The sequence below is a fragment of the Peterkaempfera griseoplana genome, from assembly GCF_001418575.1.
Lineage (GTDB): Bacteria > Actinomycetota > Actinomycetes > Streptomycetales > Streptomycetaceae > Peterkaempfera > Peterkaempfera griseoplana.
In genome coordinates this window covers 1-25,437 of record NZ_LIQR01000366.1, presented here as the reverse complement: position 1 = coordinate 25,437, position 25,437 = coordinate 1, and the positions used below count along the sequence as shown (strand labels likewise).

The window sequence follows — 25,437 nt, the reverse complement described above, 5'->3', positions numbered from 1 at the left end:
ACGCCGCGCCCCTGCGGCCGTGCTTGCGCACGGCCGCAGGGGCGCGGTCTGTTGCGGTACCGGGTCACCCGGGACCGGGCCTGAGTACGGCACCGGACGCCGTGTGATGGGCCGTCAGAATGCGTACCCGGTCGATCCGTTCCCAGGTGTCGGCTCTGCCCCGGGGAGGTGGTACCTCCCCACGGATGTCCGCCCCGCACGGCGCTGCGGCCGTACGGGGCGGACACCGGGCTCAGTGCCTCAGGAGGCGCTGCAGGTGATGGAGCCGTTCGGGAGGTTGTTCCCGGTGGAGTTGGCGGTGAAGCCGAAGGTGGTGGAGCTGTTGGCCGCGATCGTGCCGTTGTAGGCGGCGTTGGTGACGGTCACCGCGCCGCTCGACCCGGTCAGGGTGCCGTTCCAGAGGCTGGTGATCTGTGTGCCGCTGGCGGTCGTCCAGCTCACCGTCCACTTGCTGATCGGCGCGGTCCCGTGGTTCATGACCTCGACCTGGCCCTGGAAGCCACCGCCCCAGGAGTTGGTCACCGAGTACTGCGCCATGCAGGAGCCGGTGGTGCCACCGGTGGTGCCCGACGTGGTGCCGGCGGTGGTGGTGCCCGACGTGGTGCCGCTGGTGGTTCCGGCAGTGGTGGTGCCGGACGTGGTCCCGGCGGTGGTGGTGCCGGAGGTGGTGCCGGACGTGGTTCCGGCGGTGGTGGTGCCGGAGGTGGTGCCGGACGTGGTGGTGCCCGACGTGGTGCCGCTGGTCGTTCCGGCGGTGGTGGTGCCCGACGTGGTCCCGGCGGTGGTGGTGCCACCGGTGGTCGAGCTGCCGTTGATGCCCGTGACCTCACCGTGGCCGCCGTCGAAGGCGACGTCGGAGCAGGAGAAGAAGTTCTCGTTGCTGTCCGAGCGGACCCACTGGATGAAGATCAGGGCGTTACCGGAGCGGCCCGAGGGCAGCGCCTGGGTCCAGTAGTAGTGGCCGGCGTCGGTGCCCGGTCCGCCGTCGGCGGGCGGGTCGGTGACGCTGCCGATCTGCTCCAGGTCGGCCCAGGCCAGCGGGGTGGTCGGGGACCAGCCCTGCTTGGTGACGTACACCCGGAAGGTGCCCGGGTGCTTGGCCCAGTCGCTGTACTGGAACTGGATCGAGGCCCCGGACGTCAGGTGCGTGCGCGGCCAGTCGGAGCGGGCCGCGTTGTACCCGGAGAAGTCGTACGGCGACTTGTTGCCCGCACTGCAGATCGTTCCGTCGGGCACATAGCCCTGGCCCTTGCCGCCCGCGTTGGAGTCGAGCACCGCGAACCAGTTGTACAGGGACGTCGTCCCGCTCTGGGCGACGGCCGCGGCACAGGCCGGGTTGGTCGGTGTCAGGGCGCCGCTGGCGGTCTTGGCGTCCTCGTAGCAGAGCCAGGTGCGGGAGCCGGGCATCTGCGCGACGCCGTGCGCCTGAGCGGTGCCCTGGCCGACGAGGAACAGGCCGAAGGTGGAGAGGATGGTGGCCAGAGTGGCGAGTAAGGACAGTTTCCTGCTTCTGTTCAAGGTGCTGACCTTTCGGGCAACGCCCCCGAGGCCGAGCGTGGTCCACCGCAGCCTGGTCCCGGGGGGCTGGGGTGAACGATGCCATTCATGGGAGCGCTCCCATATAAAAAAATACCGGCAGATCAACGACATGTAAACAGGGCGTGCACTGTTGATCTCATCAGGCCAGGTCAGAGCCCTGATCGAGGACCGTCGGCCACATGTCCGACAAGTCGGAGAGGGGGGAACGTCGCCCGGCGTCGGGAATCCCCCTTGTATGCCTTTTAGGGCCTTTCGGTGATCCGGTGCCGTTCCGGACCGGCCGATGGCAGAGCCGGATGCGCGGCGGTCCGTTCACAGCCCCGGCAGTGGCAGGGGACCAGGACGGACCAGCGGAGGGCATTCCCGGGACGCCCGGCGCGGGGGCGGGCAAAGCGGGCGGCCGGCACCGCATTCCCCGCGCCATTCTCCCGCGCCATTGATCGGACACAATCGATCGAATGGCCCGCGAGCGCCGACGGGAAACGCGCGCCCGCGGCCGAGCAGCGCCGCGACTACTCCTTGTTCTTCTCCTTGATGCGCAATGCCTCCTTGCGGACCTCGGCCTGAATGGCGCGCTCCTTGCGCAGCCATTCCGGATCGTCCGCCTTGAGCGCGTCGATCTGCTCGGTGGTGAGAGCCTCGGTGATTCCCCCGCGCGCCAGCCCAGAGATGGAGACACCGAGCTTCGCCGCGACGACCGGCCTGGGGTGCGGGCCGCTGCGCCGCAGCTCAACCAGCCACTCGGGGGGATCGGCCTGCAGCGCGTTCAGCTCGTCCCGGGAGACGACGTCGTCCCGGAACTCGGCAGGGGCGGCCTCGAGGTAGATACCCAGTTTCTTCGCCGCGGTCGCGGGCTTCATGGTCTGGGCGGTCTTCGGCTTGTGCGATGTCATGACGCCAAGGGTAGCGAGCAGAACAGCCGCCCGATCACGGCCGGTAGCCTGGTCATGTGACAGACATGGACGCAACCCCCTTGTTCCGGCTCGCGTATGTGCCGGGAGTGACGCCCGCCAAGTGGATGCGGGTATGGAACGAGAGGCTGCCCCAGGTCCCCCTCACCCTGGTCCCGGTGGCCTCCGCCGAGGCCTCGCAGACACTGCTGGGCGGCGGCGCCGACGCCGGGCTCGTACGGTTCCCCGTCGACCGGACGAGCCTCAGCGCGATCCCGCTCTACACCGAGGTCACGGTGGTCGTGGTCCCCAAGGACCACCTGCTGGCCTCGGCCGACGAGGTCACCGTCGGGGATCTGGCGGACGACATCGTGCTGCACCCCCTGGACGACACCCTCGAATGGGAGAGCCGGCCCGGACTGCCCGCGCTCGAGCGCCCCGCCACCACGGCCGACGCCGTGGAGCTGGTGGCGGCGGGCATCGGGGTCCTGGTGGTTCCGCAGTCCCTCGCCCGTCTGCACCATCGCCGGGACCTCACCTACCGGCCGGTTGCGGACGCGCCCCAGTCGCAGGTCGGACTGTCCTGGCTGCAGGACAGGACGACCGACCTGGTGGAGGAGTTCATCGGGATCGTCCGCGGGCGGACGGTCAACAGCTCACGGGGCCGGACCCCGACGCCCGCCCAGCCCAAGCAGAAGCGCGGCACCGCGGACGGGGCCCGCCGGCAGGCCGCTGCCGGGAACAAGGCCGGGGGGCGTCCGCGCACCGGCGGTGGGGGTTCCGGCGGCTCCGGCGGCGCCAGGTCCGGCGCCGGGAAGCGCGGCAAGCCGCGTCGCCGGTCCTGAGGCCGGTCCGTCCGCCGGCGCGGGCCGAGCAGCGTACGCCGTCGCGCTGTCGCCGTCCCACCGGGCCCGCTGAGACCTCCGGCGGACGGATGAACGGCGGATCGCCGGGAGTCCGGCCGGCTCATCCGTGCACGGGCGACACCGGCCCGGCGTTTCCGGGCAGGCTGCGGGTTCACCGGTCCGTCCGAGGTCAGCATGGGCTGTGGCCGGACCGCCCCGGTCCGCTGTTCCACGGAAACGGAGACACCCGATGTCCACCACTCTCAAGGACTCCGCCGCGCTGCTCCAGCCCGGGCTGCGCGATCTGCGCCGTTCCCTGCACCAGGAGCCCGAGCTCGGCCTCCACCTGCCGTTGACGCAGGCCCGGGTGCTGGCCGCGCTGGAGGGGCTGCCGCTGGAGATCTCCCTCGGCGACGGGCTGAGCAGTGTCACCGCGGTGCTGCGGGGCGGCCGGCCTGGTCCGGCGGTGCTGCTGCGGGCCGACATGGACGCGCTCCCGGTGCAGGAGGCGGCCGCCTTGCCGTATGCCTCGCGCTTCCCGGGGGTGATGCACGCCTGCGGCCACGATCTGCATGTGTCCGCGCTGGTGGGTGCCGTGAGGCTGCTGGCCGAGCGGCGCGAGGAACTGCCCGGGTCGGTGGTCTTCATGTTCCAGCCGGGTGAGGAGGGCGACGGCGGCGCACAGCTCATGGTCGACGAGGGCGTGCTGGACGCCGCGGGCGAGCGGGTGGTGGCCGCGTACGCACTGCATGTCGCCGCCGCGCAGCTGCCTGCGGGGTGGGTGGCCGCGCGCCCCGGGCCCATCATGGCCGCGTCGGACAGCATGGAGGCCGTCCTGCGGGGGCGAGGCGGGCACGGTTCCAGCCCGCATCTGGCCCTGGATCCGGTCCCCGCCGCCTGCGAGGCCGTTCTCGCGCTGCAGACGATGGTCACCCGCCGCTTCGACGCCTTCGACCCGGTGGTGCTCACGGTCGGGGAGTTCCATGCGGGCAGCGTGTGCAATGTGATCCCGGAGCAGGCCCGGTTCGCCGCGACCATCCGCTCCTTCTCGCCCCAGGCGCGGGCCCGGGTGCAGGAGGAGGCGCTGCGGGTGGTCCGCGGGATCGGCGCGGCGCACGGGCTGACCGTCGACGCCGAGATCGTGCCCGGCTACCCGGTGACCGTCAACGACCCGGAGGAGGCCGCGTTCGCTGAGTCGACGGTACGTCAGCTGCTGGGTGAGGAGCGGTACTTCCCGCTGCCCAACGCCATCGCCGGGTCGGAGGACTTCGGCATCCTGAGCGAGCTGGTGCCGTCCGCCTATGTGATGTTCGGCGCCTGCCCCGCCGACCGCGACCCTGCCACGGCCGCGTACAACCATGCCCCCGAGGCGGAGTTCGACGACACCGTGCTGGGTGACGCGGCCGCCCTGCTGGCGCAGCTCGCCCTGGGGCGGCTGGCCAGGGGCTGACTCAGCCGGCGGCTGGGTCCGCGCCGCCACGGGCCTGCGGGGCGGACCGGCCCGCCCAGGGGCCGATGGGCACCCGGCCCGCGGCGCGGACGTCCCGGTCCAGCAGCCGGCCGGCTCCGGAGGGCGACGGCAGAGGACCCGTGCCTCCCCGGCGGCGGGACAGCGCCGCCCGCTCCACTCGCAGCGGCCCGGCGGGTCGTGAACAGGGGACACGGGGCCGACTCGGAGCCCGTCCAGCAGGGCGAGGTCCCGTTCGTCGATGACGGCGGATGCTTGCAGACAGGGGCCGCAGAACGCCCAGGTCAGCGGTCCCCCGCGACGGGCAGTACTCCCTGGGCCCGGCTGCGGCTCTGCGTCGTATCGCCCGGCCTGCTCGGCCAGGCCGCCTCCGCCGGTGGGTGTCCTGCCGGGCGGACATGCGGGCCTGTCGCCGGACCTCACCCCACGGGCTCCCCCCGGGCGCGGACGGCCGGGCGCCGCCACCCGGGCCGGAGCCTGCTCCGGCCCTACGCTGAACCGGTGTTCTCCTCCCAAGGCCCCACCCTGCGCGACCTGGCCGTCCAGGCGCTGTCCTCCGTCGAGCACGGCTATGACCTGCTCGCCCCGAGGTTCGACCACACGCCCTTCCGCACCCCGGACCGGGTGCTCGAAGCGACCGCGCGGGCGCTGCGTCCCCTCGGGCCCTTCGGTGAGGGGCTGGACGTCTGCTGCGGCACGGGCGCGGGCCTGCTGGCCCTGGAGCCGCTGTGCGACAGCGGGGTCACCGGCGTCGACTTCAGCGCGGGCATGCTCGCCCGGGCACGCGCGGCGCACCCGGGCGCGCGCTGGGTGCGGGCCGACGTACGGGCGCTGCCGTTCGCCGGGGCGTTCGACCTGGCCGTCAGCTTCGGCGCCCTGGGGCACTTCCTCCCCGCGGAGCGGCCCGCGCTCTTCGCCGGGGTGCACCGGGCGCTGCGCCCCGGCGGGCTCTTCGCCCTCCCGATCGCCGCGCCGCCGCCCATCACCTCTCCGGGGTACTGGATCCTGACCGGGTTCGATGCGGCCATGCGGGTGCGGAACGCCCTGTGGCGGCCGCCGTTCGTCATGTACTACCGCACCGCTCCGCTGGCGGCGCTGCGTGCGGAACTGGTGGCAGCCGGCTTCACCGTGACGACGGCGGCGCTGGAGGACTTCGGACGACGCCCGGACGGCAGCCCCCGGTGCCGGCTGGTGCTGGCCCGCAGGACGCGGTAGGGGGAGGGGGAGCGGATCTGATCCGTCGCGGTACCGTTCCGTGGAGCCGCGTCCTGCAGCGCAACCGATGGGACGTCAGTTGAAGAAGGTCTTGGCGCGGGCCAGCGCCGCCCCGTCGTCGAGGACGCCTCCCGGCCTGTCGCCGCTGCCGAGCAGCACTCCGCCCCACCGCATCCTCATGTACGAGGCGGTCTTCTCCAGCATCCCGCTCAGGGCGTCGGCGTCCGCCGGGTCGGAGCCCGCCAGGGCCGTCACGCCCCAGAGGGTGCGGCCTTCCATCGCCGGGCGGAAGCCGATCCCGGGCACCCGCATCCAGCCGGACCAGTGGTCGAAGTACCGCTTGGTGTCGGCGGAGACGCTGTACCAGTACAGGGGGGAGGCGATCACCAGATCGGTCGCTGCGAGGGTCGCGTCGAGCAGCGTGGCGCCGTGCCCGGTCGGTGGGTCGTAGCGGCCGCCCCCCTCGTGTCGTGCGTCCGCGAAGTCGGGCAGCGGATGGTCGGCCAGTCGCAGCCACCGCTGCCGGACGTCTCCCGGCAGCTGTTCGGCGGCCTTGCGGGCGAGGAGCTGGGTGTTGCCCTTGGTGCGACTGCTTCCGAGCAGGAACAGGAAGGAGCGAGACATGACGGTCCCCTGTGGTCGGCGCCCAAAATTATTGCAAGAGCATTATATGCACAAGCAATTGAATGATGGCCAGAGAGAAGCGCATATCCCCGCGGTCAGCCGCCGGAACGGTCAGGGGAGGCCCCCAGGCCGGCTCCGCTCGGCTCGGGCCGAGGACGCGCCAGGGAGCCACCGGTCCCCTCCGGCATTCCCCGGCGTCCGGTGGCGGTCGCGGTTGCGGTCCGGACCGCGGGGTGCCGCGGCAGCGGAATGGTCGTGCGCAGCCGGGCCCCCGCCCCCTGCGGGACCACCCGGAGCGTCCCCTGGTGGGCGCGGGCGATGTCACGGGCGATCGCAAGACCGAGTCCGGAGCCGCCGGTGTCGCGGGCACGGGCGTGGTCGAGGCGGGTGAACCGGTCGAAGACGGTGGTGTGGTGCTCGGGCGGGATGCCGGGCCCGTCGTCGGCGATGTCGAGGACCGCCTGACCGTCCCTGGCGGTGAGGGTCACCTCGACCGAGGTGGCGGCGTGGCGGACGGCGTTGTCCACCAGGTTGGCCACCAGCCTGCGGAGCCGGTCCGCCGAGCCGTCCACCAGCAGGCCGGGGGCGAGACCGAGCCGTACGCCCACATCGGGGCGGGGGCGCGTGCGGGAGGCCTCATCGGCGACCAGCCGGGCGAGGTCCAGACGCGCGGCCCGGAGGGGCTCGCGGGCGTCGAGCCGGGCCAGCAGCAGGAGGTCCGAGGTGAGCGACTGGATGCGTGCGACGTCGTCCAGGGCGTCCGCCGCCAGCTGCCGCTCCTGCGGCGCGGCCAGCTCCAGCCGGGTCCTCAGCACCGCCAGCGGGCTGCGCAGTTCGTGCGCGGCGTCGGCCACGAACTGCCGGTGCGCCTCGACCGCGGTCCGCAGCCGGTCCAGGGTGGCGTTGACGGTCCGGGCCAGGGCCGCGACCTCGTCGCGGGTGTCCGGTTCGGGAACCCGCTCATGGAGGTCGTACGCCGTGATGTCGGCGACCTTCGCCCTGATCGCGGAAACCGGACGCAGCACCCGGCCGACGCTGAGCCAGGTGAACAGCGCCACCAGTCCCAGCAGGCAGGGGACCCCCGGTATCAGCAGCCTTCTCAGGGTGGCCATCGCGGCCGTCGCCGGCGCGGTGGATGCCGTGCCCATCACGGTGACCGGTCCGTGGCCGGTGACGACCACCTCGGTGAACACGACCTTGCCCGACTTCTCCGGGGGAGTCCCGCCGGGATCGCCCGGTGGCGGCGCGTCCCCGCGGCCGGGGGTCTGCTGGTTCTCCGGGCCGCCCGGAGGGCCGGGGGTCCTTACGGCCGCCGAACCGCCGTGTGTCAGGACCAGCGCCGCCTTGGCCTTGGCGTCCGCCATCGCCATCTTCCGCGTGGAGTCGGCAAGGCTGGCGTCGAGCGCGCTGAACAGGGCGACCGAGGCCAGGCAGAGGGCCACCGCCACCGCCGCGGTGGCGGTCAGCGTCGTTCGCAGCCGTACGCCCACCTCATGCCTCCAGCCGGTAGCCCGCGCCCCGCACGGTGCGCAGGGTCGTCCGCCCGAAGGGCCTGTCGATCTTGCGGCGCAGGGCGCTGATGCAGACCTCGACGACGTTGGAATCGCCGTCGTAACTGAAGTCCCAAGCCCGGGACAGCAGTTCGGACTTGGTCACCACCTCGCCCGCGTGCCGCGCCAGACAGTGCAGGACCGCGAACTCCTTGGGGGTCAGCGGAATACGGACATCCCCGCGGCTGCATCGCAGCCCCGCCGGATCGACCCTGAGGTCCCCCACCACCAGCGCCGCGGGCCGCTCCCGCGCCCCTCGCCGGACCAGGGCCCGCAGCCGGGCCAGCAGGACCACGAAGGAGAAGGGTTTGGTCAGGTAGTCGTCGGCGCCGGTGTCCAGCGCCTCCGCCTCGTCGTACTCCCCGTCCTTGGCCGTCAGCATGAGGATCGGGGTCCAGCTCCCGCTCTCTCGCAGCTTCGCGCAGACCCCGTAGCCGTGCAGCGACGGCAGCATCACATCCAGCACGATCACGTCATAGGGCTGCTGGGTCGCCATCCACAGACCCTCGTGCCCGTCATGGGCGAGGTCGACGGCGAAGCCCTCGCGGGTCAGGCCGCTCCTCAGCAGTTCCGCCAGCCTTACTTCGTCATCCACCACGAGTATGCGCACCACCACAGGATGCAGGGGTCAGGCTAAGGCGAACATGAAGATCATCTGTTGCTCCCTCAGCAAGGCTTCAGCTACGCCGAACCAGACTGCGAAGCGTCCGATCAGCCAGTTGCCGACGCCCCCCGGGGCGGCCGGAACAGGAGAGTGAGTCAGTCCATGCAGAGGAACCGGATACTCGCAGGCCTCACGGCAGGCATCAGCGTGGCCGCGGTGGTGACCGCGTCGGCGAGCAGCGCCGCCGCCTCGCCCACCACGCACCCCACGTCCGCCGGCCGCCATGGCACGGTCGTCCAGTGCTTCCTGAAGAGTGGTGCTCCGGCGGGCGGTAAGCCGGGGAAGTCCGTGGTGAAGGTGGTGAACGGCCGGGTCGTCGTCGACGGCAAGCCGGTCAAGGGCAAGCCGAGCTGCCCCCCGTTGCCCCTGCCGGGGAGGGGTGGCAAGGGCGGTGTGGTGGTGTGTGACATCAAGGTGGTGAAGGGTGGTGCTCCGGCGGGCGGTCGGCCGCGGAAGTCCGTGGTGAAGGTGGTGAACGGCCGGGTCGTCGTCGACGGCAAGCCGGTCAAGGGCAAGCCGAGCTGCCCCCCGTTGCCCCTGCCGGGCAAGGGCGGCAAGGGCGGTGTGGTGGTGTGCGACATCAAGGTGGTCAAGGGTGGTGCTCCGGCGGCCGGTCGGCCGGGGAAGCCCGTCGTGAAGGTGGTGAACGGCCGGGTCGTCGCCGACGGCAAGCCGGCCAAGGGCAAGCCGGACTGCCCTCCGCTGCCCCTGCCGGGCAAGGGCGGTACGACCCGGAAGTGACCACTGCGGCCGCCCACCCGGCCGGTGCGGGCATCCCGGCAGGCGCAGCACACCTGCTGACCCCGGCCGACTGCGGCTGAACTCCGGCGGACGGCGCGTCGTCGCGGCCGTCCGCCGGAGCCTCGGGGGAGCCGGCGGCGTGGAGGTGTCAGGCGAAGGCGTCGCCGAGTACGGTCTGCTGTGCGCCGCGTTCGAACTCCAGCAGCCACCGCTTGCGGTCCAGCCCCCCGCCGTAGCCCGTCAGGCTGCCGTTGGCGCCGACGACCCGGTGGCAGGGAACGATGATGCCGATCGGGTTCCTGCCGTTGGCAAGCCCGACCGCCCGCGAGGCACCCGGCTGCCCCAGCTGCTCGGCCAGCTCGCGGTAGGAGACGGTCATGCCGTACGGGATGGTGAGCAGCCCCGCCCACACGCTCCGCTGGAACGCGGTGCCGTCCAGCGAGAGGTCCAGGTCGAAGCGGGTGAGGTCGCCCGCGAAGTAGGCGTCCAACTGCTCGGCGACGCGGGCGAGGACGGGCAGCCGGGTGCGCGGGCCGAAGGACTCCTGAGCGGGACGGTGCCGCTGACCGTGCATGTAGAGCCCGGCGAGGGCACCGTCCCTGGCGACCAGGGTGAGCGGACCGCAGGGGCTGTCCACCACGGTGTGGGCAGGAGCGCTCGTCACGATGACGTACCGTCCGTTTCCTCGGAGGCGCCGGGGACGCCGGGGGTGGCGACGGCGGCCGGGCCGTCGTCCGGTCGGGAGGGGCCGGCGGCACCGGCCGGGCGGGGCGCGGCCGGACGCCGGACGCCCGCTGCGGCCTTCGTGGGTCGCGAGTCCGCCGTGGGCAGGACGTTGATCGGATGGTCGCCCACCGCCCACAGATACTGCGTGGCATAGGCCCGCCACGGCTGCCAGGCCGCAGCATGCCTGGTCAGCGCCGCCGGCGTGGTGGGCAGCCCCAGATCCCGGGCCGCGTACCGCACCCCCAGATCGGTGGGCAGGAAGGCGTCGGGATCGCCGAGTGCCCGCATGGCGATGGTCTCGACGGTCCACGGCCCGAAGCCCGGCAGCTCCGCGAGCTGGGCCCGGGCCCGCTGCCAGTCGCTGCCGACGTCCAGGTCCAGGGTGCCGTCCGCGAGGGCGCGTACCAGCGCGGCCAGGGTGTTGCGGCGGCTCTGCGGCATGGCCAGGGCCGCCGGATCGTGGTCGGCCAGCGCCTCCGGGGACGGGAAGAGGTGACTGAGACCACCGGCGGGGTCGTCCACCGGTTCGCCGTACGCCGCCACCAGCCGGCCCGCATGGGTGCGCGCGGCCGCGGTCGAGATCTGCTGGCCGAGCACCGCGCGTACGGCGAACTCGGCACCGTCGGCGACATGCGGCACCCGGCGTCCCGGCCCCTTCGCCACCAGCGGCGCCAGCACCGGGTCCTCGGAGAGCAGGGCGTCCACCGCGACCGGGTCGGCGTCCAGGTCGAGCATGCGACGGCAGCGGCTGATCGCCTGCGACAGATCCCGCCAGTCGGTGAGCCACAGCTGGCAGGCGATGTGGTCGGGCTCCGGCCGCAGCGCCGCGATCCCGGTGCCGTGCGGCAGCCGCAGGGTGCGCCGGTAGGCCCCCGCACGCCACTCCTCCACGCCGGGTACCGCCGTGGCCGCCAGGTGACCGAACAGGTTGTCCGGGTTGAGCGGGTGCCGGAACGGCAGCCGCAGCGAGAGGGTGCCGGCCGCGGCGGTCGGACGGCCCTTGGCGACCCGTGCGCGCAGCTCGCTCGGCGACAGGGCGAACACCTCACGGACGGTGTCGTTGAAGGTGCGGATGGAGCTGAAACCGGCGGCGAAGGCGATCTCGCCCATCGGCATCGCGGTGGTCTCGACCAGCAGCCTGGCGGTCTGCGCCCGCTGCGCCCTGGCCAGCGCCAGCGGGCCGGCGCCGAGTTCGGAGAACAGCTGCCGCTCCACCTGGCGGGCGCTGTACCCCAGCCGGGCGGCGAGGCCGGGTACACCCTCGCGGTCCACCACACCGTCGGCGATCAGCCGCATCGCCCTGGCGACCAGGTCGGCCCGCTCGTTCCACTGCGGTGACCCGGGCGCCGCATCCGGCCGGCACCGCTTGCAGGCGCGGAAGCCCGCCTGCTGCGCGGCGGCCGCGCTGGGGTAGAAGGTCATGTTCTCGGGCTTCGGCGGGACCACGGGACAGCCTGGCCGGCAGTAGATACGGGTGGTGAGCACCGCGGTGAAGAACCACCCGTCGAAACGGGTGTCCTTCGACTGCACGGCGCGGACGCAGGAGTCAAAGTCCAAAGTCACCCCCCAAGCATCGCCCCTCACCGCAGCTTCGGTCTGGCGAGAAAACGACATCGACGTCCGCGCGGACCGCCGCCGGGCGCAGTGCCCGGCGATCTTGTCCCCGGCGTCCCGGCGTGTGAGAGTGGCGCGATGCGAACCATCGGATTGCTCGGCGGTATGAGCTGGGAGTCGACGGCGGAGTACTACCGGCTACTCAACGAGTTCACCCGGGAGCGCCTGGGGGGCCTCCACTCCGCGAAGTGCGTCTTGTACTCCGTGGACTTCGCGGAGGTCGAGCGGCTGCAGGCCGCCGGGGCGTGGGAGGAGGCCGGCGCACTGCTGGCCGAGGCCGCCAGGTCGGTCGAGTCCGCCGGTGCGGAACTGCTGCTGATCTGCACCAACACCATGCACAAGGTCGCCGACCAGGTGGCCGCCGCCGTCGATGTCCCCCTGCTGCACCTGGCCGACACCACGGCGGAGGCGGTACGGGCGGCCGGCCTGCGCCGGGTGGGGCTGCTCGGCACCGCCTTCACCATGGAACAGGACTTCTACCGCGGCCGGCTGGCGGGGCACGGCCTGGAGGTGCTGGTCCCGGAAGCGGAGGGGCGCAGCACGGTCCACCGGGTGATCTACGAGGAGCTGTGCCTCGGTGTCGTCCGGGAGGAGTCGCGCGCCGCCTACCGGGCCGTGATCCGGGACCTGGTGGACGCCGGGGCCGAGGGGATCGTGCTCGGCTGTACGGAGATCGAGCTGCTGGTCCGCGCCGAGGACAGTCCGGTGCCGGTCTTCCGCACCGCGCGACTGCATGCCGAGGCGGCCGTCGCGGCGGCGCTCGCCGGGGACGCATAGCCCGGAGGCTTCCGGGATGGGCCGGCCCGGAAGCGGCGTCCCCGCGGCCGGCGCGGGTCGTCTGCCGCTCGCGGGCCGGAGGTTGTCGCGTGCCGTCCGGCGCCTGCCGCGGGCCCTGCCGTCCGGCGCCCGATGTCGGCCGCCTTTCGCCTGCCGTATGTCGTCAGGCGAGCCGAGGTGGAAATGTGAGCGGTATGAACGCCGACGCCACAGCCCGCATCCTCACCGCCGACACCCTGCGGTACGCCGCCTTCACCGCCGACCCGGCCGGGGGGAACCCCGCGGGGGTGGTCCTGGACGCCTCCGGGTTCGGCGATGCGGAGATGCTCGCCCTCGCCGCCGAGGTGGGGTACTCCGAGACCGCGTTCGTCACCCGGGCCGATGTGGTGCGGCGGCGCTTCTCGGTGCGGTACTTCAGCCCGCTCGCGGAGGTGGCGTTCTGCGGTCACGCCACCGTCGCGACCGCCGTGGCGCTGGCCGACCGCATCGGGCCGGGTGAGCTGCTGCTGGACACCCCGGCGGGGGAGATCCCGGTGACGACGGCCAGGGACGGTGCCGGTGCGGTGGCCCGTGCGACGCTCACCAGCGTGGCGACCGTCTCGCGTCCGGCCGAGCCCGCCGAGGTCGACGCCGCGCTGGGCGCGCTCGGCTGGGGGAGGGCGGACCTCGATCCCGAACTGCCACCGCATGTCTCCTTCGGCGGCGTGCGGCATCTGGTGCTGGCCGCCCGTTCGCGGGAGAGGCTGGGCGATCTGGACTACGACTTCGACGGGCTTGCCGAGGTGATGCGGCGGTACGGCTGGACCACCCTGCAACTGGTGTGGCGCGAGACGGAGCGGGAGTTCCATGTGCGCGACCCCTTCCCGGTCGGCGGGGTGGTGGAGGATCCCGCGACCGGTGCGGCCGCAGCCGCCTTCGGCGGCTATCTGCGCACTCTCGGACTGGTGCGGGAGCCCGCGAGCATCACGCTCCGTCAGGGCGAGGACATGGGCCGCCCCAGCAGGCTGCTGGTCGATGTGGACCCGGACGATGCCCGGGTACGGGTGAGCGGACAGGCGGTGCCGATCGGCCGCTGAGGGCTGCCGTCCCGGGAGTGCCGGGCACACCTGACCGGCAGTCAGAAAGTCGCTGCGCCCCGGGACCCGACGGCCCCGGGGCGCAGCCGTGCGGTCAGCGGGCGGGGGCGGCGTCGTGGTCGTGCCGGGCCTGTTCCACCCTGCCCAGATTGGCGGCGCCCCACTCGGCGAGGTGGGCGAAGAGCGGGGCGAGGCTGCGGCCGAGGTCGCTCATCTCGTACTCCACCCGAGGGGGGACCTCCCGGTAGTGGGTGCGCACGATCAGCCCGTCGCGTTCGAGCTGGCGGAGCCGCTGGGTCAGCACCTTGGGGGTGATCACGGCGATCCGCCGGTGCAGCTCCACGAACCGCTGCCGCCCGTGTGTGTGGAGGGTCCACAGGATCGGCGTGGTCCACCGGCTGAAGACCAGGTCGACCACGGGGCTGACCGGACAGGCCTGCTCGGGGTCACCGGTCGCTGCGGCCGCCGTCCAGATCGTCTCGTCGGCCATGCGGGTCCCCCGGGATGGTCAGCTGCCTGCGGTCACCGACTATAACCGCGGCGCCGGAGGCCCGGTACGCGGTTCTCCCGGCCTGGCGTGCCCGCGCATCCCGCCGAGCCGAGCCCGCCCGGGCCTGGGCTGCCACCGACGCACCGCTTGAGCGACGTCCGGGACTTGCTGTCGCGGAACATCCCGGTCCGGTCGGCGAATCCTGCGAAGTCCGAGGCTGGAGTAGGTTGTCATGTGTGAAGGACAGGTACGGCGAGGCGGGTACCGGCCCGAAGGTGATGCAAGCGATGCCGGGCAGCCACGGGATCAGGAACACCTACGCGACGCGAGCGTCCTTCCGCTCCGACCTGGCACCCGGTCCCGACCGTCCGGACCGGGCGAGCGTACGGAACCCCCCGGTGCTGCACACGTGGGCCGACTCCTCCGCCATGCTGCGAGACGGAGGCTTCCGATACGGGAAAGCGGTTGCTCGCCGCCGGGTACGGCACCGCTCACAGCCAGGTCAACCCCCGTTCCGCCGCGCTGTGGCGAGAGCTGCCGTCCGGCCCGGCGCCGGGTGCCCGTATCCTCCAACCGCACCGTCACCGCCGCGCAGCGCGGAGCACACCGAAGGAGCACTGTGACGCGGAACCGCCGCTCCGGCAGACCGACCATCACGGATGTGGCGGCCGAGGCCGGGGTGTCGGCGGCGACAGTCTCCCGGGTGATGAACGGCCGCTTCGGCGGTGCGCACACGGTCGCCGACCGGGTGCGCAGGGCGGCCGCGGCGCTGCAGTACACGCCGAGTCAGGTCGCGCGCAGCCTGGTGCTCGGCCAGACCAAGACGGTCGCCTTCGTCGTCCCCGACCTGGGGAATCCGGCGTTCCAGGACCTTCTGCACCGGCTGACCAAGGCCGCGTCCAAGGACGGTTACCGGGTGCTGATCGCCGACTCGGGGGAGTCGCCACAGGAGGAGGAACTGCTGGCGATGGAGACGCGCCGGCGGTGCGACTCCGTGGTGCTGTGCGCTGCGCGGATGCCCGCCGACGTCCTGGAGCGCCTGGCGCCTCGGCTGCATCCGCTGGTGCTGGTCAACCGGCCCGCCCCGACCCCGGCGGTGCCGTCCCTGTCGGTGGACTACCGCGCCGGCATCACGGTGCTCGCCCGCCATCTGTACGCCCTGGGGCACCGTCGGCTGGCCTATGTCGCGGGCCCGCCGATGAGCATCTCCAGCATCGAGCGGCTGCGCGGGCTCGACGACTTCGCCGCGGGTGCCCCGGGGGTCGTCGTGCACCCGGTGGCGGGGGGCTCCTCGTCCGCCTGCGGTCATGCGGCGACCGAGGCCGTACTGGCCAGCGGGGCGACCGCGGTACTGGCCTTCAACGACCTGGTGGCGGTCGGGCTGCTCACCGGTCTGGCCGAGCGGGGGAGGCGGGTCCCGGAGGACCTCTCGGTGACCGGGTTCGACGACATCCCCCTGGCACGTTACATCTCCCCGTCCCTCACCACGGTGTCGGTGCCGTGGCAGGAGATCGGCGTCCAGGCGTGGGCGCGTATGCACGCCCTGATCCGCGGTGAGGACGGCGGCGAGGACGCGACCTTCCGGCCCGAGCTGATCGTGCGGGCCAGCAGCGGTCCGGCCCCCGTGCGCTGACGCGACCTGCGGCTTCATCGGAGGCGTCGACAGCGAACCGTTGCGCTCAGGTCCGGCGGCTGCTCAGAAACTCCTCAGCCGTGTGGATGACGGCTGCCAGCAGCCCCGGGAAGCAGGCGTCGAGGTCCTCGCGCCGGACCGTGAGGATGCGCTGCGGGCCCTGGACGCGCTCCCGGATCACCCCGGCCTCCCGCAGTACGCGCTGGTGGTGGGAGAAGGTCGGCTGGCTGATGGTCAGTCCCGCGGCCTGGCGCAGCTCGACGCAGGGGGACTCGCCGACGGTGGCGAGGGTCCGGACCATGGCCAGGCGGGCGGGGTCGGCAAGGGCCGCGAGCACCTTGGTCAGCCGGAGGTCGCCGGTGGCCGGATGCCGGTCGTCTGCTGTCGCGCTCATGGCCCCATCATATCGACAGTCATCGATCAGATCGACTATCTTCGTAGAGATTGATGGTCGTCGATCTGAGGAGACATCATGGCCTGGTCCACCGCCCATCTCGCCGCACTGGGGGATCCGGACGTGGTGCCGCCCTTCATGCCGCAGCCCTGTTCCTTCTCCGGGCGGACGGTACGTCAGACCGTACGGCTGAGGCGTGGCGGCGGCGCCGTACGGCTGGTGCTCAGCAATGAGTTCGGCCGGGCTCCGCTGGTGTTCGACGGGGTCGCGCTGGACGGCGGTGTCCGCGTCCCCCGCCGGGGCGTGGACCGCTGGGAGATCCCGCCGGGCGAGACCGCGACCAGCGATCCCGTCCCGCTGGCCACCACGGCCGGAGGTGAACTGGAGGTGAGCTGCTTTGTGTCCGGGCACGCGCAGCCCGGCGCATATCTGCACTCGGCCCAGCGCACCGGCGCCGCCGAGCCCGGCAACCGGCTGGGGGAGCAGGGTTCCAGCAGCGCGGAGACCTTCACCTCGCTGTACTGGATCACCCGGGTCCTCACCGACGAGCCCGCCGCCGAACCGGTCCTGATCACCCTGGGCGATTCCGTCACCCGTGGGGACGGCACCTCGGACGACCGCGACCAGCGCTATCCCGACCACCTTCAGCGCCGGTTGCTCGCCGCCGGGATCAGGGGAGTGGTCCTGAACGCGGGCATCGGCGGCAACCGGCTGCTCGGCCCCCTGTTCGGGCCCACCATGGCGGACAGGTTCGACCGCGATGTGCTGGGTGTCCCGGAGGCCACCCATGTCCTGATCGCGGGCGGGCTCAACGACCTGGGCATGGGGGCGGGTGCGGACGACATCCTCGATGCCCTTTTCACGCTGGCCCATCGGGCCCGGCAGCACGGGCTCCAGCCGGTACTGGGCACGCTCACGCCGATCGGGGGAAGCCGCCTCGAGATGTTCCGGGGCGACGGCAAGGAAGAGGTGAGGCGGGCCGTCAACCGGGGCATCACCAGCCGGCGGGACTGGCCGGTCGCCGACTTCGCCGCCGCTCTGGCCGCCCCGGACGACCCGGCCCGGCTGGCCCCCGCCTTCGACTCCGGCGATGGAGTCCACCCCAATGACGCCGGTGCCCGGGCCCTCGCCGAGGCGGTGGACCTGGCCCTGTTCCGGTGAACCCCGCGCCGGGGCGGGCCCGGCAACGGCCGGCCGCCGGGCGCGGCGGTGGACCGGCCCGGCTTGCTCGGCGGTGGACGTACCGCGCCGGTCCACCGCCGGATGCCCGCGCCCGGGCGGGGCGGCCGCCGTATCGCCGTCGCCGCCCGTTCGCCGAGCCCGGATCGTCCGTCGCGCAGTTCGTCCAGGGACTTCACCAGCAGGGGGTTGCCGCGGGCGCGGCCGGCGCGGGGCTGCCGGCCCTGGTGGTGCCGTCCGGTCCGATGCTGCGCGGGCACCACCGCGGCCGCACCCTGGGCATCGGGACCGACCTGTGGGCGTACTGGGACGAGTTCCGGGCCGGACGTATCGGCGAGTGCGAGATGGCGCGGCTGGAATGCGGGCTGGCCCGTTCCCCGGGCCACTGCATGACCATGGGCACCGCCTCCACCATGACCGCCGCGGCCGAGGCGCTCGGCATGGCGCTGCCCGGTTCCTCGTCCATCCCGGCGGTCGACAGCGCCCACCACCGGACGGCCGCGGCCTCGGGCGCCCGCGCGGTGGCGCTGGTGCGGGAGCAGCTCACCCCCGCCGAGGTGATGACGCGGGAGGCGTTCGCGGACGCCGCCGCGACGGTCCTGGCCCTCGGACGGCTCCACCAACGCACTGATCCACCTGATCGCGCTGGCCGGGCGGGGGGCGTGAAGTTCTCGCTGGAGGACTTCGACGCCATCGGCCGCGGGGTGCCTGTCCTCGCGGACGTACGGCCGGTGGGTGCCTTCCTGAGGGAGGATTTCTCCTACGCGGGCGGTCTGCCCGCGCTGCTCGCCCAGCTGGCGCGGGTCCCGGAGGTGCTGCACCCCGACCGGCCCACGGTCACGGGAGAGCCCTTCGCCTCCCACTACCGCGGCGCGGACATCCACCACCCCCAGGTGATCCGCACTCCGGAGGACCCGGTGTCGGCGGAGGGCGGCGTCCTGGTCCGGATCTCGGACGCCCGGATGAGCGGCACCAGCTACGGCACCTGTGTGCTTCATGTGGCCCCTGAGTCCCATGTGGGTGGGCGCACCGGGGACCCGGTCACCCTGGACGTGCCCGGCCGGGTGCTGCGGATGGAGGTCGACGACGCCGAGCTGGAACGGCGTCGCGCCGGCCGGCGGCCGCCCCCTCCCCGCTTCGAGCGCGGCTACGGGTCGCTGTACGCCGCGCACATCACCCAGGCCGACGAGGGCTGCGATTTCGACTTCCTTGCGCAGCCGGGACGGAATCCGGAGCCCGACCCCTCCTGAGTGCCCGTCCGGCCGCTGTCATGAAGCTATCAAAATACGTTAAATCGTTTAAAGTTGGATTTAGGTGGATTTGGGATGGGAGTTTCTGGGGAGGAAGAGTCACGGCGCGCCGAAACGACCCCGAAGCGGCCCTTCCGGGCCCAGGCCGGGTGGTCCGTCCGACTCCCGGGACGGCCGACAGGGGTCGCTTCAGCATCGATCCCGAACTGAAGAAGGGGTGGAGTGATGTCCACCAATCGTTTTGTGCGAGCCGTCGCAGTGAGCGCCAGCGGCCTCATGCTGATCGGCGGCGCCGCTCTCGCCACCGCCGGAGCAGCCTCGGCCGCGCCCACCCACACCGTGACCACCACCTCCCACCAGAACTGGGGCCCCGGCTGGGGTGACCGCGGCGGCTACGGCGGCTACGGCGGGTACGGAGGCTACGGCCATGGCGGCCACGGCCATGGCGGCCACGGCTGGTACGGCGGCCACGGCTGGTACGGAGACCGCGGCGGCTACGGCGGCTACGGCGGCTATGGCGGGTACGGAGGCTACGGCGGGTACGGCGGCTACGGGCGCTGGTGACCCAGTGCGTCCGCGGCACACCGCCGTCGGACGCGTCCTATGAAAGGGAGCGCGGCGTACCGGTGCCGGTGACCCCGGCCCGGAACTTCCCGTCCGTCTCCCCCCACCGCTCGCTCCGGCGGGCGGAACGTAACCGGGCAACCGGTAGAGCGACGGGACCCTCCCGCTCATCTCCGAGCGTCAGGGTCCCGTCGCTGCGCTGTGCAGCCGGCGTGCCGGCGGGCACGGCCGGACCACGCGCCACCGTAGGACCGCCCCGGGCCCGGATGCGGCGGCAGGGCGGTCCGCCGCGGGCTCACTCGCGGGGCAGCTTGGTGGCCGTGTCCAGGTAGAAGGTGTCGATGCTCTGCACGGCGCGGATGAAGTCGTCCAGGTTCACCGGCTTGGTGACATAGGCGTTGGCGTGGCGCTGGTAGGCGCCGGCGACGTCGTCGGGCGCCGCGGAGGTGGTGAGGACCACCACCGGGATGGCCCGCAGGCTCTCGTCGTGCTTCAGGACCGAGAGGAACTCCCGGCCGTTCATCCGCGGCATGTTGAGGTCGAGCACGATCAGGTCGGGCCGGGCGTTCTCCGGGTCGCGCAGGTGCTCCAGCGCCGCGACGCCGTCCGCGACATGGGTGAGGCGGCGGGCCCCTCCCCGTTCCAGCAGGGCGTCCTCGATGAGCATGGCGTCGGCCGGATCGTCCTCCACCAGCAGGACGTCGTACGGGCGTGAAGGCGCGGCCATCATCATCGGCTCCGGTCGGTATGCGTGGCGGATCGGGCGGGGTGTGCAGCGGTCACCAGACCGGGCCAGCGGCGCCGGGCCGCCTGTCGGGTGATGTGGCAGGCCCTTCCCAGCTGCGGGTACCCGGCACCGGCTCTGACGGCCTCCTCGGCCGCCAGGTCGGAGAGCCGTTCGACCGCCTTCTGCAGGTACACCAGGGTGTGCAGATAAGCCAGGCTGCTGGCGCGCTCCGTGGTGTGCTCGTCCCCGTCCCCGGGGGCCGCCAGGGGATGGAATGTCCGGCTGGCCAGGCGGCGGGCGAGATCGTCCACCGACTGCTCCGCGACTGCGGCGATCTGGTCCTCGGGCTCATCGGACGAGAAGTGTGTGCCGGGCATGGTTCAACCCTAGGCGATCACCGGGAGACACGACAACAGGTGTTGTCGCCCGCCTGTACTGTGTCCCCTGCCGTCCCGGAACGGGGGCGGCCAGGCTTTGCCCTGCCCTCCGGACCCCGGGAGGACGGGACACGGAGGGTGGGACTCGGTGATCGATACGCTGCCGGAGCAGCCGGAAGCCGTCGACGGCGTGCGGGGCGCGGGGCCGGGCGGCGGCAGCAGCCGACCGTCCGGCTGGACGACGCGCAGGCTGCTGCGTACGGGCGTGGGCGCCTCCCTGGCCCTGCTGGCGCTGCTCGGCGGCCTCGGCGTCTGGGCGCTGGCACGGACCGGATCGGCGACCGACCGGCTGGTGGACGTGGGAACGCCGGCGCTGATCACCTCCGTGCAGCTGGAGTCGGCCCTGATCGACCAGGAGACCGGCATCCGCGGGTACGGGCTGACAGGGCAGCGCGACTTCATCCAGCCCTACGTCAAGGGGCTCGCCGACCAGCAGACCGCCGTGGACGCCCTGCGGCCGCTGGTCGCCCACGACCGCAGGGCGCGCGCCGACCTGGACCTGGTGCTCTCCAGGGCGGAGACGTGGCAGGAGGGGTTCGCCCGGCCGGTGGCCGCCGCGCCCTCCGGCGACGCGGCCGTCGCGGTGGCCACCGAGCGCGCCGACCAGGGCAAGTCCGCCTTCGACGCGATACGCAAGGCCACCACCGTCCAGCAGCAGCACCTCGAGGAGTTCCGGGCCGACGCGCGCGGCGACCTGGACCACGCCCTCGCCCTGCGCGACGCCGTCTTCGCCGCGATCGCCGCCCTGATCGTGCTGCTGGCGGCCCTGATCTTCGAGGGCCTGCGGCGCGGTGTCACCACACCCCTGGAGCAGCTGTCGGCCGACGCCCGCCGGGTCGCCAACGGGAGCTTCGGGCATGTCGTCTCCGCCAGCGGACCCGCCGACCTCCGCAGCCTCGCCATGGACGTGGAGGCGATGCGGCAGCGGCTCGCGGACGAGCTGGACTTCACCGAGCACGCCCGCCGCGCCCTCGACGAGCAGGCCGCCGACCTGCGCAGGTCCAACGTCGAGCTGGAGCAGTTCGCCTATGTGGCCTCCCATGACCTGCAGGAGCCGCTGCGCAAGGTCGCCAGCTTCTGCCAGCTCCTCCAGCGCCGCTACGCCGACCAGCTCGACGAGCGCGCCAACCAGTACATCGGCTTCGCCGTAGACGGCGCCAACCGGATGCAGATCCTGATCAACGACCTGCTGGCCTTCTCCCGGGTCGGCCGGGTGCACAACCAGCACGCCGTCGTCGACCTGGAGCGGACCCTCTCGGCCACCCTCGACGCGCTGAGCGTGGCCGTCGAGGAGTCCGGTGCCGAGGTCGCCCACGACCCGCTGCCCATCGTCGCGGGCGATGCGACCCAGCTCGGCATGCTCTGGCAGAACCTGCTCTCCAACGCGGTGAAGTTCCGCGCCCCCGACCGGCCGCCGCGCATCCGGGTGGAGGCCGTCCGCGACGGGGAGCTGTGGCGCTTCGCGGTCACCGACAACGGCATCGGCATCGACCCGGAGTACGCGGAGAAGGTGTTCGTCATCTTCCAGCGCCTGCACACCAAGGACGCCTATCCGGGCAGCGGCATCGGGCTGGCGATGTGCCGGAAGATCGTTGAGTTCCACGGCGGCACGATCCACCTCGACACCGCCCACACGTCCGGCACACGCTTCGTCTTCACCCTCCCCGCCCTGGAGGACGATCCGCAGTCCGCCCACCCGGAAGCCGCGCCCCAGGCGGAGGAGAACGGCGGTGCCACCCCCGGCGAGGACGAGTCGTGACCCGTCCCGTCTTCCGGGAGGCCGACGACCCCCTGCCGGACCCCGCGGGCCCCGGCGCGGTCGGGCACTACCGCGTGCTGCTCGTCGAGGACGACGCCGGGGACGCCCTGCTGGTGGAGGAACTGCTCGCCGACACCGGCCTGCAGCACACCCTGGTCTGGCGCCAGACCCTCGCCGAGGCCCGGTCCGAGCTGGCCTCGGCCGAACCCGACTGCGTACTGCTCGACCTGCACCTCCCCGACACCACCGGCACCCGCGGGGTCACCGAGATCCAGCGGGCCGCACCCCATGCGGCCGTCATCGTCCTGACCGGCCTCGCGGAGTCCCAGGCGGGGGTCGAGGCGGTGGCGGCCGGAGCCCAGGACTACCTGGTCAAGGGCAGTGTGGAACCGGCGCTGCTGCAGAGGGCGCTGCGCTACGCCGTGCACCGCAAGCACACCGAGCGGGCCAACGCCGAACTGCAGGCCAACCGGCTGCGGGCGGAGGAGAACGCCCGCCTCGAACGGGGGCTGCTGCCCAAGCCGCTGCTCTCCGGCAGTTCGCTCACCGCCACCACCCGCTACCTCCCGGGCCGCGAACGCACCCTGCTCGGCGGGGACTTCCTGGACGCCGTGGAGACCGACGACGGGTTCGTCCACGCGGTGATAGGCGACGTCAGCGGCCACGGACCGGACGAGGCCGCCCTCGGAGTGAGCCTGCGCATCACCTGGCGTGCGCTGACCCTCGCGGGCCATCGCGGGGTGGCGCTGCTCGACCTGCTGGAGCAGATGCTCGTCGCCGAACGGACCCGCGACGACACCTTCGCCACCTGCGCACTGCTCACCCTCGACCCCGCCCGGACCACGGCGGAGGTGCACCTCGCCGGCCATCACGAGCCCCTGCTGACCACCGCGGGCACCACCCGGGTGCTGACGGCGGAGCACGGGGTCGCCCTCGGCATCGCCCCCGGGCTGCGGCACTGGTTCCCCACGACCCTCACCCTGCCGGCCACCGGGGCGCTCACCCTCTACACCGACGGGCTGATCGAGGGGCACACCGGCCGGGGCGACGACCGGCTGGGCATCGACGGTCTGCTGGCCATCATCGAGAAGGCCGCGAACATCGATGTGGAGGGCCAGCTGGACCATCTCGTCTCCACCGTCCGCGGCCTCAACGCCGGACGGCACGCCGACGACCTGGCCATCCTCCGCCTCGACTGGTGCGCGTCGTCCACCGTCGCGGCTGCCGGAGGGCGTGGCTGAGGGCGGCTGCGCACACCGGGTGCGGGCATCCCGTACCCACCCGCGCGGCCCCTGGCGCCCCCCCGAGCCGTCCCGGCGTCCCTGCGGCAGACGGCGCCCCAGCCGTGGCGGACGGGGAGCGGTCGGCAGACATTGGAGAGGCGGCCGGGAACCCGGCCGGTGCCCGTGCGGCAGACCGAGGTGAGCACATGAGCACGACCGACCTGTCAGCCCCGGCCGGGATCCGGGTCCCCGACACCGCGCTGGTCCGGGAGGCGACCGAGCTGGTGCGTGAGAGCGTCAGCGAACTGATCTACCACCACTCGCGGCGGGTGTACTTCTTCGCCGGTCTGCAGGCACGCAACGGCGGCCTCAGCCATGACCCTGAGCTGCTGTACCTCGGCGCGATCTTCCACGACGTGGGCCTGGGCGAACGCTTCCGCACCAGTGGCCGGCGCTTCGAGGTGGACAGCGCCGACGAGGCCCGCCGCTTCCTCCACAGCCACGGGGTGCCGGACGACAGCGTCCGGCGGGTGTGGACGGCCGTCGCCCTGCACACCACACCGGGCATCCCCGAGTACATGGAGCCCGAGGTGGCGCTGGTGACCGCCGGTGTGGAGTACGACGTGCTCGGCATCGGCTACGGGGACGTCTCCGAGGCGGACCGGGCCGAGGTCGTCGCGCTGCACCCCAGGCCCGACTTCAAGCGGCGGATCCTGCAGGCCTTCACCGACGGCGTCGCACCGAGACCGGAGACCACCTTCGGCAACGTCAAGGCGGACGTGCTGGAGCACTTCGTGCCCGGCTTCGAGCGGGGGGACTTCGTCCGCACCGTCCTGGAATCCCCGTGGGCCGAGTGAGCCCGGCGGCGGCCCGCGGCGCACCGGTGACCGGCGGAGCCCGTACGGGGGCGCCCCGCCCGACGGGAGGATCATGACCCTCATCAACGACCCCGTCCATGCGCTGCCCCGCTTCCTGCTGGGCAGTTGGCCCACCCCGCTGGAGGCGGCGCCCCGGCTGTCCGCGGCGGTCGGCCTCGCACCGGACGACCTGTGGGTCAAGCGCGACGACCTCAGCGGGCTGGGCGGCGGCGGCAACAAGGTGCGGAAGCTGGAGTGGACGCTGGGCCGGGCCCTGGCCGACGGCGCCGACACCCTGGTGACCACCGGCGCCCCGCAGAGCAACCACGCCCGGCTCACCGCCGCTGCCGCCGCCCGGGCCGGGCTCTCCGCGGTGCTGGTCTTCCCCGGGGAGCCCGGCCGGTCGCACTCGGGCAACCTCGCCCTGGACGGACTGTTCGGCGCCCGCATCGTCTGGGCCGGCGACGTCGGCCTGGCCGGCCTGATGCTCACGGCCGAGGAGGTCGCCGCCCGACTGCGCACCGGGGGAGCCCGGCCCGCCCTGATCCCCTTCGGCGGTTCCAGCAGCACCGGGGCGCTGGGGTATGTGACGTGCGGGCGGGAACTGCTGCTCCAGGCACCCGACCTGGACACGGTGGTGGTGGCGGTCGGTTCGGGCGGCACCATGGCGGGGCTGGTGGCCGCGCTGGGCAGCGACCGGGTGCTCGGGGTGGACTGCGGTGCCCTGGAGGATCCGGTGCCGGTGGTCAGGGAGATGGCCCGGCCGCTCGCCGCGGCCCCGCCGGGGGAGCCGCGGGTCCGCGGGGACCAGATCGGCGCGGGTTACGGGGAGCTCACCGAACCCGCGGCGCAGGCCCTCGAACTGGCCGGCTGCACGGAGGGCATCGCCCTGGACCCGGTCTACACCGGCCGGGCCCTGGCCGGTCTGATGGCCGCGGTCGTGGACGGCGAGCTGCGCCCGGGCCGCCGGACCGTCCTGCTGCACAGCGGTGGTCTGCCGGGGTTCTTCGGCCATCCGGAGGCCGTCGAACGCGCCGAGGCGGGGCTGGAGGCCGAGCTCTGGGACTGACGATCCGTCAACTCAAGCTCCCCGGGACGGTGCGGCCGCGGCACCCGGCGGGGGCGGATCCCCGTCCCCGCCGGGTGCGGGCGGTCAGCCGGCGGCCGAGATGCGGAACTCGGCGCCCAGCAGGTC

The 25,437-nt window shown here is 73.0% G+C and carries 25 protein-coding genes; 14 read left to right on the top strand and 11 right to left on the bottom strand.

Going from position 1 to position 25,437, the window contains the following annotated elements; translation table 11 throughout:
* Positions 1 to 240: 240 nt before the first annotated feature.
* Positions 241 to 1,518, bottom strand: coding sequence for a lytic polysaccharide monooxygenase (locus AOK09_RS39440; RefSeq protein WP_055589646.1), 1,278 nt, complete (start codon positions 1,516 to 1,518; stop codon positions 241 to 243).
* Between the two features lie 533 nt (positions 1,519 to 2,051).
* Positions 2,052 to 2,432: a DUF5997 family protein gene (locus AOK09_RS25845; RefSeq protein WP_055589645.1), complete on the bottom strand. Its 381-nt coding sequence runs from the start codon at positions 2,430 to 2,432 to the stop codon at positions 2,052 to 2,054.
* A gap of 56 nt (positions 2,433 to 2,488) precedes the next feature.
* Here AOK09_RS25845 and AOK09_RS25840 point away from each other — a divergent pair, with 56 nt between their 5' ends.
* The 3 genes from AOK09_RS25840 (at position 2,489) to AOK09_RS25830 (ending at position 5,957) form a co-directional block, all read left to right on the top strand.
* Positions 2,489 to 3,274, top strand: a complete 786-nt coding sequence (locus AOK09_RS25840; RefSeq protein WP_055589644.1) for a LysR family substrate-binding domain-containing protein — start codon at positions 2,489 to 2,491, stop codon at positions 3,272 to 3,274.
* A gap of 250 nt (positions 3,275 to 3,524) precedes the next feature.
* Positions 3,525 to 4,724 carry a M20 metallopeptidase family protein gene (locus tag AOK09_RS25835; protein ID WP_055589643.1) on the top strand — a complete coding sequence of 400 codons (1,200 nt, stop codon included), beginning with the start codon at positions 3,525 to 3,527 and terminating at the stop codon, positions 4,722 to 4,724.
* Between the two features lie 519 nt (positions 4,725 to 5,243).
* A complete protein-coding gene (locus AOK09_RS25830) occupies positions 5,244 to 5,957 on the top strand; it encodes a class I SAM-dependent DNA methyltransferase (RefSeq protein WP_055589642.1) in 714 nt (237 codons plus the stop codon).
* 75 nt (positions 5,958 to 6,032) lie between these two features.
* On the opposite strand, the gene AOK09_RS25825 is transcribed toward AOK09_RS25830, so the two are convergent.
* The 3 genes from AOK09_RS25825 to AOK09_RS25815 form a co-directional block, all read right to left on the bottom strand.
* Complete coding sequence (locus AOK09_RS25825; protein WP_055589641.1) at positions 6,033 to 6,581, bottom strand: flavodoxin family protein; 549 nt, start codon at positions 6,579 to 6,581, stop codon at positions 6,033 to 6,035.
* A gap of 95 nt (positions 6,582 to 6,676) precedes the next feature.
* On the bottom strand, positions 6,677 to 8,071 hold the full coding sequence (locus AOK09_RS25820) for a sensor histidine kinase (RefSeq protein WP_063796071.1): 1,395 nt from the start codon (positions 8,069 to 8,071) through the stop codon (positions 6,677 to 6,679).
* A 1-nt stretch (position 8,072) separates the two neighbouring features.
* Positions 8,073 to 8,741: a response regulator transcription factor gene (locus AOK09_RS25815; RefSeq protein WP_055589666.1), complete on the bottom strand. Its 669-nt coding sequence runs from the start codon at positions 8,739 to 8,741 to the stop codon at positions 8,073 to 8,075.
* Between the two features lie 156 nt (positions 8,742 to 8,897).
* Here AOK09_RS25815 and AOK09_RS40430 point away from each other — a divergent pair, with 156 nt between their 5' ends.
* On the top strand, positions 8,898 to 9,536 hold the full coding sequence (locus tag AOK09_RS40430) for a hypothetical protein (protein ID WP_157876039.1): 639 nt from the start codon (positions 8,898 to 8,900) through the stop codon (positions 9,534 to 9,536).
* 148 nt (positions 9,537 to 9,684) lie between these two features.
* Here the strand turns inward: AOK09_RS40430 and AOK09_RS25805 are convergent, their stop codons facing one another.
* On the bottom strand, positions 9,685 to 10,203 hold the full coding sequence (locus AOK09_RS25805; protein WP_055589665.1) for a methylated-DNA--[protein]-cysteine S-methyltransferase: 519 nt from the start codon (positions 10,201 to 10,203) through the stop codon (positions 9,685 to 9,687).
* A complete protein-coding gene (locus AOK09_RS25800; RefSeq protein ID WP_079063429.1) occupies positions 10,197 to 11,876 on the bottom strand; it encodes an AlkA N-terminal domain-containing protein in 1,680 nt (559 codons plus the stop codon). The genes AOK09_RS25805 and AOK09_RS25800 overlap by 7 nt, the downstream gene beginning before the upstream one ends.
* A gap of 78 nt (positions 11,877 to 11,954) precedes the next feature.
* On the opposite strand from AOK09_RS25800, the gene AOK09_RS25795 reads away from it, so the two are divergent.
* Together AOK09_RS25795 and AOK09_RS25790 are read left to right on the top strand one after the other, a co-directional pair.
* Complete coding sequence (locus tag AOK09_RS25795) at positions 11,955 to 12,653, top strand: aspartate/glutamate racemase family protein (RefSeq protein ID WP_055589639.1); 699 nt, start codon at positions 11,955 to 11,957, stop codon at positions 12,651 to 12,653.
* A gap of 194 nt (positions 12,654 to 12,847) precedes the next feature.
* The gene (locus AOK09_RS25790) at positions 12,848 to 13,729 is read left to right on the top strand and encodes a PhzF family phenazine biosynthesis isomerase (RefSeq protein ID WP_055589638.1); all 882 of its coding nucleotides are present in this window, start codon (positions 12,848 to 12,850) and stop codon (positions 13,727 to 13,729) included.
* Positions 13,730 to 13,823: 94 nt separating this feature from the next.
* On the opposite strand, the gene AOK09_RS25785 is transcribed toward AOK09_RS25790, so the two are convergent.
* Positions 13,824 to 14,219 carry a winged helix-turn-helix transcriptional regulator gene (locus AOK09_RS25785; protein WP_055589637.1) on the bottom strand — a complete coding sequence of 132 codons (396 nt, stop codon included), beginning with the start codon at positions 14,217 to 14,219 and terminating at the stop codon, positions 13,824 to 13,826.
* 619 nt (positions 14,220 to 14,838) lie between these two features.
* On the opposite strand from AOK09_RS25785, the gene AOK09_RS25780 reads away from it, so the two are divergent.
* The gene (locus AOK09_RS25780; RefSeq protein WP_055589636.1) at positions 14,839 to 15,852 is read left to right on the top strand and encodes a LacI family DNA-binding transcriptional regulator; all 1,014 of its coding nucleotides are present in this window, start codon (positions 14,839 to 14,841) and stop codon (positions 15,850 to 15,852) included.
* A 46-nt stretch (positions 15,853 to 15,898) separates the two neighbouring features.
* Here AOK09_RS25780 and AOK09_RS25775 read toward each other — a convergent pair whose 3' ends face one another.
* Positions 15,899 to 16,246 carry an ArsR/SmtB family transcription factor gene (locus AOK09_RS25775; protein WP_055589635.1) on the bottom strand — a complete coding sequence of 116 codons (348 nt, stop codon included), beginning with the start codon at positions 16,244 to 16,246 and terminating at the stop codon, positions 15,899 to 15,901.
* A 78-nt stretch (positions 16,247 to 16,324) separates the two neighbouring features.
* Between AOK09_RS25775 and AOK09_RS25770 the strand changes: the two genes are divergently transcribed.
* The 3 genes from AOK09_RS25770 to AOK09_RS25760 all read left to right on the top strand — a co-directional run bounded on the left by AOK09_RS25770 (position 16,325) and on the right by AOK09_RS25760 (position 19,239).
* Entirely contained in the window at positions 16,325 to 17,407 is a 1,083-nt protein-coding gene (locus AOK09_RS25770) for a GDSL-type esterase/lipase family protein (protein WP_055589634.1), read from the top strand.
* Positions 17,404 to 18,675: a dihydroxy-acid dehydratase domain-containing protein gene (locus AOK09_RS25765; protein ID WP_265736741.1), complete on the top strand. Its 1,272-nt coding sequence runs from the start codon at positions 17,404 to 17,406 to the stop codon at positions 18,673 to 18,675. Before AOK09_RS25770 ends, AOK09_RS25765 begins: the two co-directional genes overlap by 4 nt.
* A 225-nt stretch (positions 18,676 to 18,900) precedes the next feature.
* Positions 18,901 to 19,239, top strand: a complete 339-nt coding sequence (locus AOK09_RS25760) for a hypothetical protein (protein WP_175609345.1) — start codon at positions 18,901 to 18,903, stop codon at positions 19,237 to 19,239.
* 295 nt (positions 19,240 to 19,534) lie between these two features.
* Here the strand turns inward: AOK09_RS25760 and AOK09_RS25755 are convergent, their stop codons facing one another.
* Together AOK09_RS25755 and AOK09_RS25750 are read right to left on the bottom strand one after the other, a co-directional pair.
* On the bottom strand, positions 19,535 to 19,969 hold the full coding sequence (locus AOK09_RS25755) for a response regulator (protein WP_055589632.1): 435 nt from the start codon (positions 19,967 to 19,969) through the stop codon (positions 19,535 to 19,537).
* Positions 19,969 to 20,343 carry a hypothetical protein gene (locus AOK09_RS25750; protein WP_055589631.1) on the bottom strand — a complete coding sequence of 125 codons (375 nt, stop codon included), beginning with the start codon at positions 20,341 to 20,343 and terminating at the stop codon, positions 19,969 to 19,971. Before AOK09_RS25750 ends, AOK09_RS25755 begins: the two co-directional genes overlap by 1 nt.
* Before the next feature lie 148 nt (positions 20,344 to 20,491).
* Here AOK09_RS25750 and AOK09_RS25745 point away from each other — a divergent pair, with 148 nt between their 5' ends.
* From AOK09_RS25745 to AOK09_RS25730, 4 genes are all read left to right on the top strand, one after another.
* Positions 20,492 to 22,162, top strand: coding sequence for a sensor histidine kinase (locus AOK09_RS25745; protein WP_407675439.1), 1,671 nt, complete (start codon positions 20,492 to 20,494; stop codon positions 22,160 to 22,162).
* On the top strand, positions 22,159 to 23,403 hold the full coding sequence (locus AOK09_RS25740) for a PP2C family protein-serine/threonine phosphatase (protein WP_407675438.1): 1,245 nt from the start codon (positions 22,159 to 22,161) through the stop codon (positions 23,401 to 23,403). The genes AOK09_RS25745 and AOK09_RS25740 overlap by 4 nt, the downstream gene beginning before the upstream one ends.
* Before the next feature lie 188 nt (positions 23,404 to 23,591).
* Positions 23,592 to 24,242: an HD domain-containing protein gene (locus tag AOK09_RS25735; RefSeq protein WP_055589630.1), complete on the top strand. Its 651-nt coding sequence runs from the start codon at positions 23,592 to 23,594 to the stop codon at positions 24,240 to 24,242.
* Positions 24,243 to 24,315: 73 nt separating this feature from the next.
* Entirely contained in the window at positions 24,316 to 25,311 is a 996-nt protein-coding gene (locus AOK09_RS25730) for a pyridoxal-phosphate dependent enzyme (RefSeq protein ID WP_055589629.1), read from the top strand.
* The last annotated feature ends 126 nt before the right edge of the window (positions 25,312 to 25,437 follow it).

What these genes read in the sequence shown, in the direction of transcription:
- AOK09_RS25790 (WP_055589638.1), top strand. Translation starts at nt 12,848, where the DNA reads ATGAACGCCGACGCCACAGCCCGCATCCTCACCGCCGACACCCTGCGG.
- AOK09_RS25750 (WP_055589631.1), bottom strand. Translation starts at nt 20,343, where the DNA reads ATGCCCGGCACACACTTCTCGTCCGATGAGCCCGAGGACCAGATCGCC.
- AOK09_RS25730 (WP_055589629.1), top strand. Translation starts at nt 24,316, where the DNA reads ATGACCCTCATCAACGACCCCGTCCATGCGCTGCCCCGCTTCCTGCTG.
- AOK09_RS25785 (WP_055589637.1), bottom strand. Translation starts at nt 14,219, where the DNA reads ATGGCCGACGAGACGATCTGGACGGCGGCCGCAGCGACCGGTGACCCC.
- AOK09_RS25775 (WP_055589635.1), bottom strand. Translation starts at nt 16,246, where the DNA reads ATGAGCGCGACAGCAGACGACCGGCATCCGGCCACCGGCGACCTCCGG.
- AOK09_RS25760 (WP_175609345.1), top strand. Translation starts at nt 18,901, where the DNA reads ATGTCCACCAATCGTTTTGTGCGAGCCGTCGCAGTGAGCGCCAGCGGC.
- AOK09_RS25755 (WP_055589632.1), bottom strand. Translation starts at nt 19,969, where the DNA reads ATGATGGCCGCGCCTTCACGCCCGTACGACGTCCTGCTGGTGGAGGAC.
- AOK09_RS25825 (WP_055589641.1), bottom strand. Translation starts at nt 6,581, where the DNA reads ATGTCTCGCTCCTTCCTGTTCCTGCTCGGAAGCAGTCGCACCAAGGGC.
- AOK09_RS25795 (WP_055589639.1), top strand. Translation starts at nt 11,955, where the DNA reads ATGCGAACCATCGGATTGCTCGGCGGTATGAGCTGGGAGTCGACGGCG.
- AOK09_RS40430 (WP_157876039.1), top strand. Translation starts at nt 8,898, where the DNA reads ATGCAGAGGAACCGGATACTCGCAGGCCTCACGGCAGGCATCAGCGTG.
- AOK09_RS25770 (WP_055589634.1), top strand. Translation starts at nt 16,325, where the DNA reads ATGGCCTGGTCCACCGCCCATCTCGCCGCACTGGGGGATCCGGACGTG.
- AOK09_RS25800 (WP_079063429.1), bottom strand. Translation starts at nt 11,876, where the DNA reads ATGTCGTTTTCTCGCCAGACCGAAGCTGCGGTGAGGGGCGATGCTTGG.
- AOK09_RS25835 (WP_055589643.1), top strand. Translation starts at nt 3,525, where the DNA reads ATGTCCACCACTCTCAAGGACTCCGCCGCGCTGCTCCAGCCCGGGCTG.
- AOK09_RS25845 (WP_055589645.1), bottom strand. Translation starts at nt 2,432, where the DNA reads ATGACATCGCACAAGCCGAAGACCGCCCAGACCATGAAGCCCGCGACC.
- AOK09_RS25735 (WP_055589630.1), top strand. Translation starts at nt 23,592, where the DNA reads ATGAGCACGACCGACCTGTCAGCCCCGGCCGGGATCCGGGTCCCCGAC.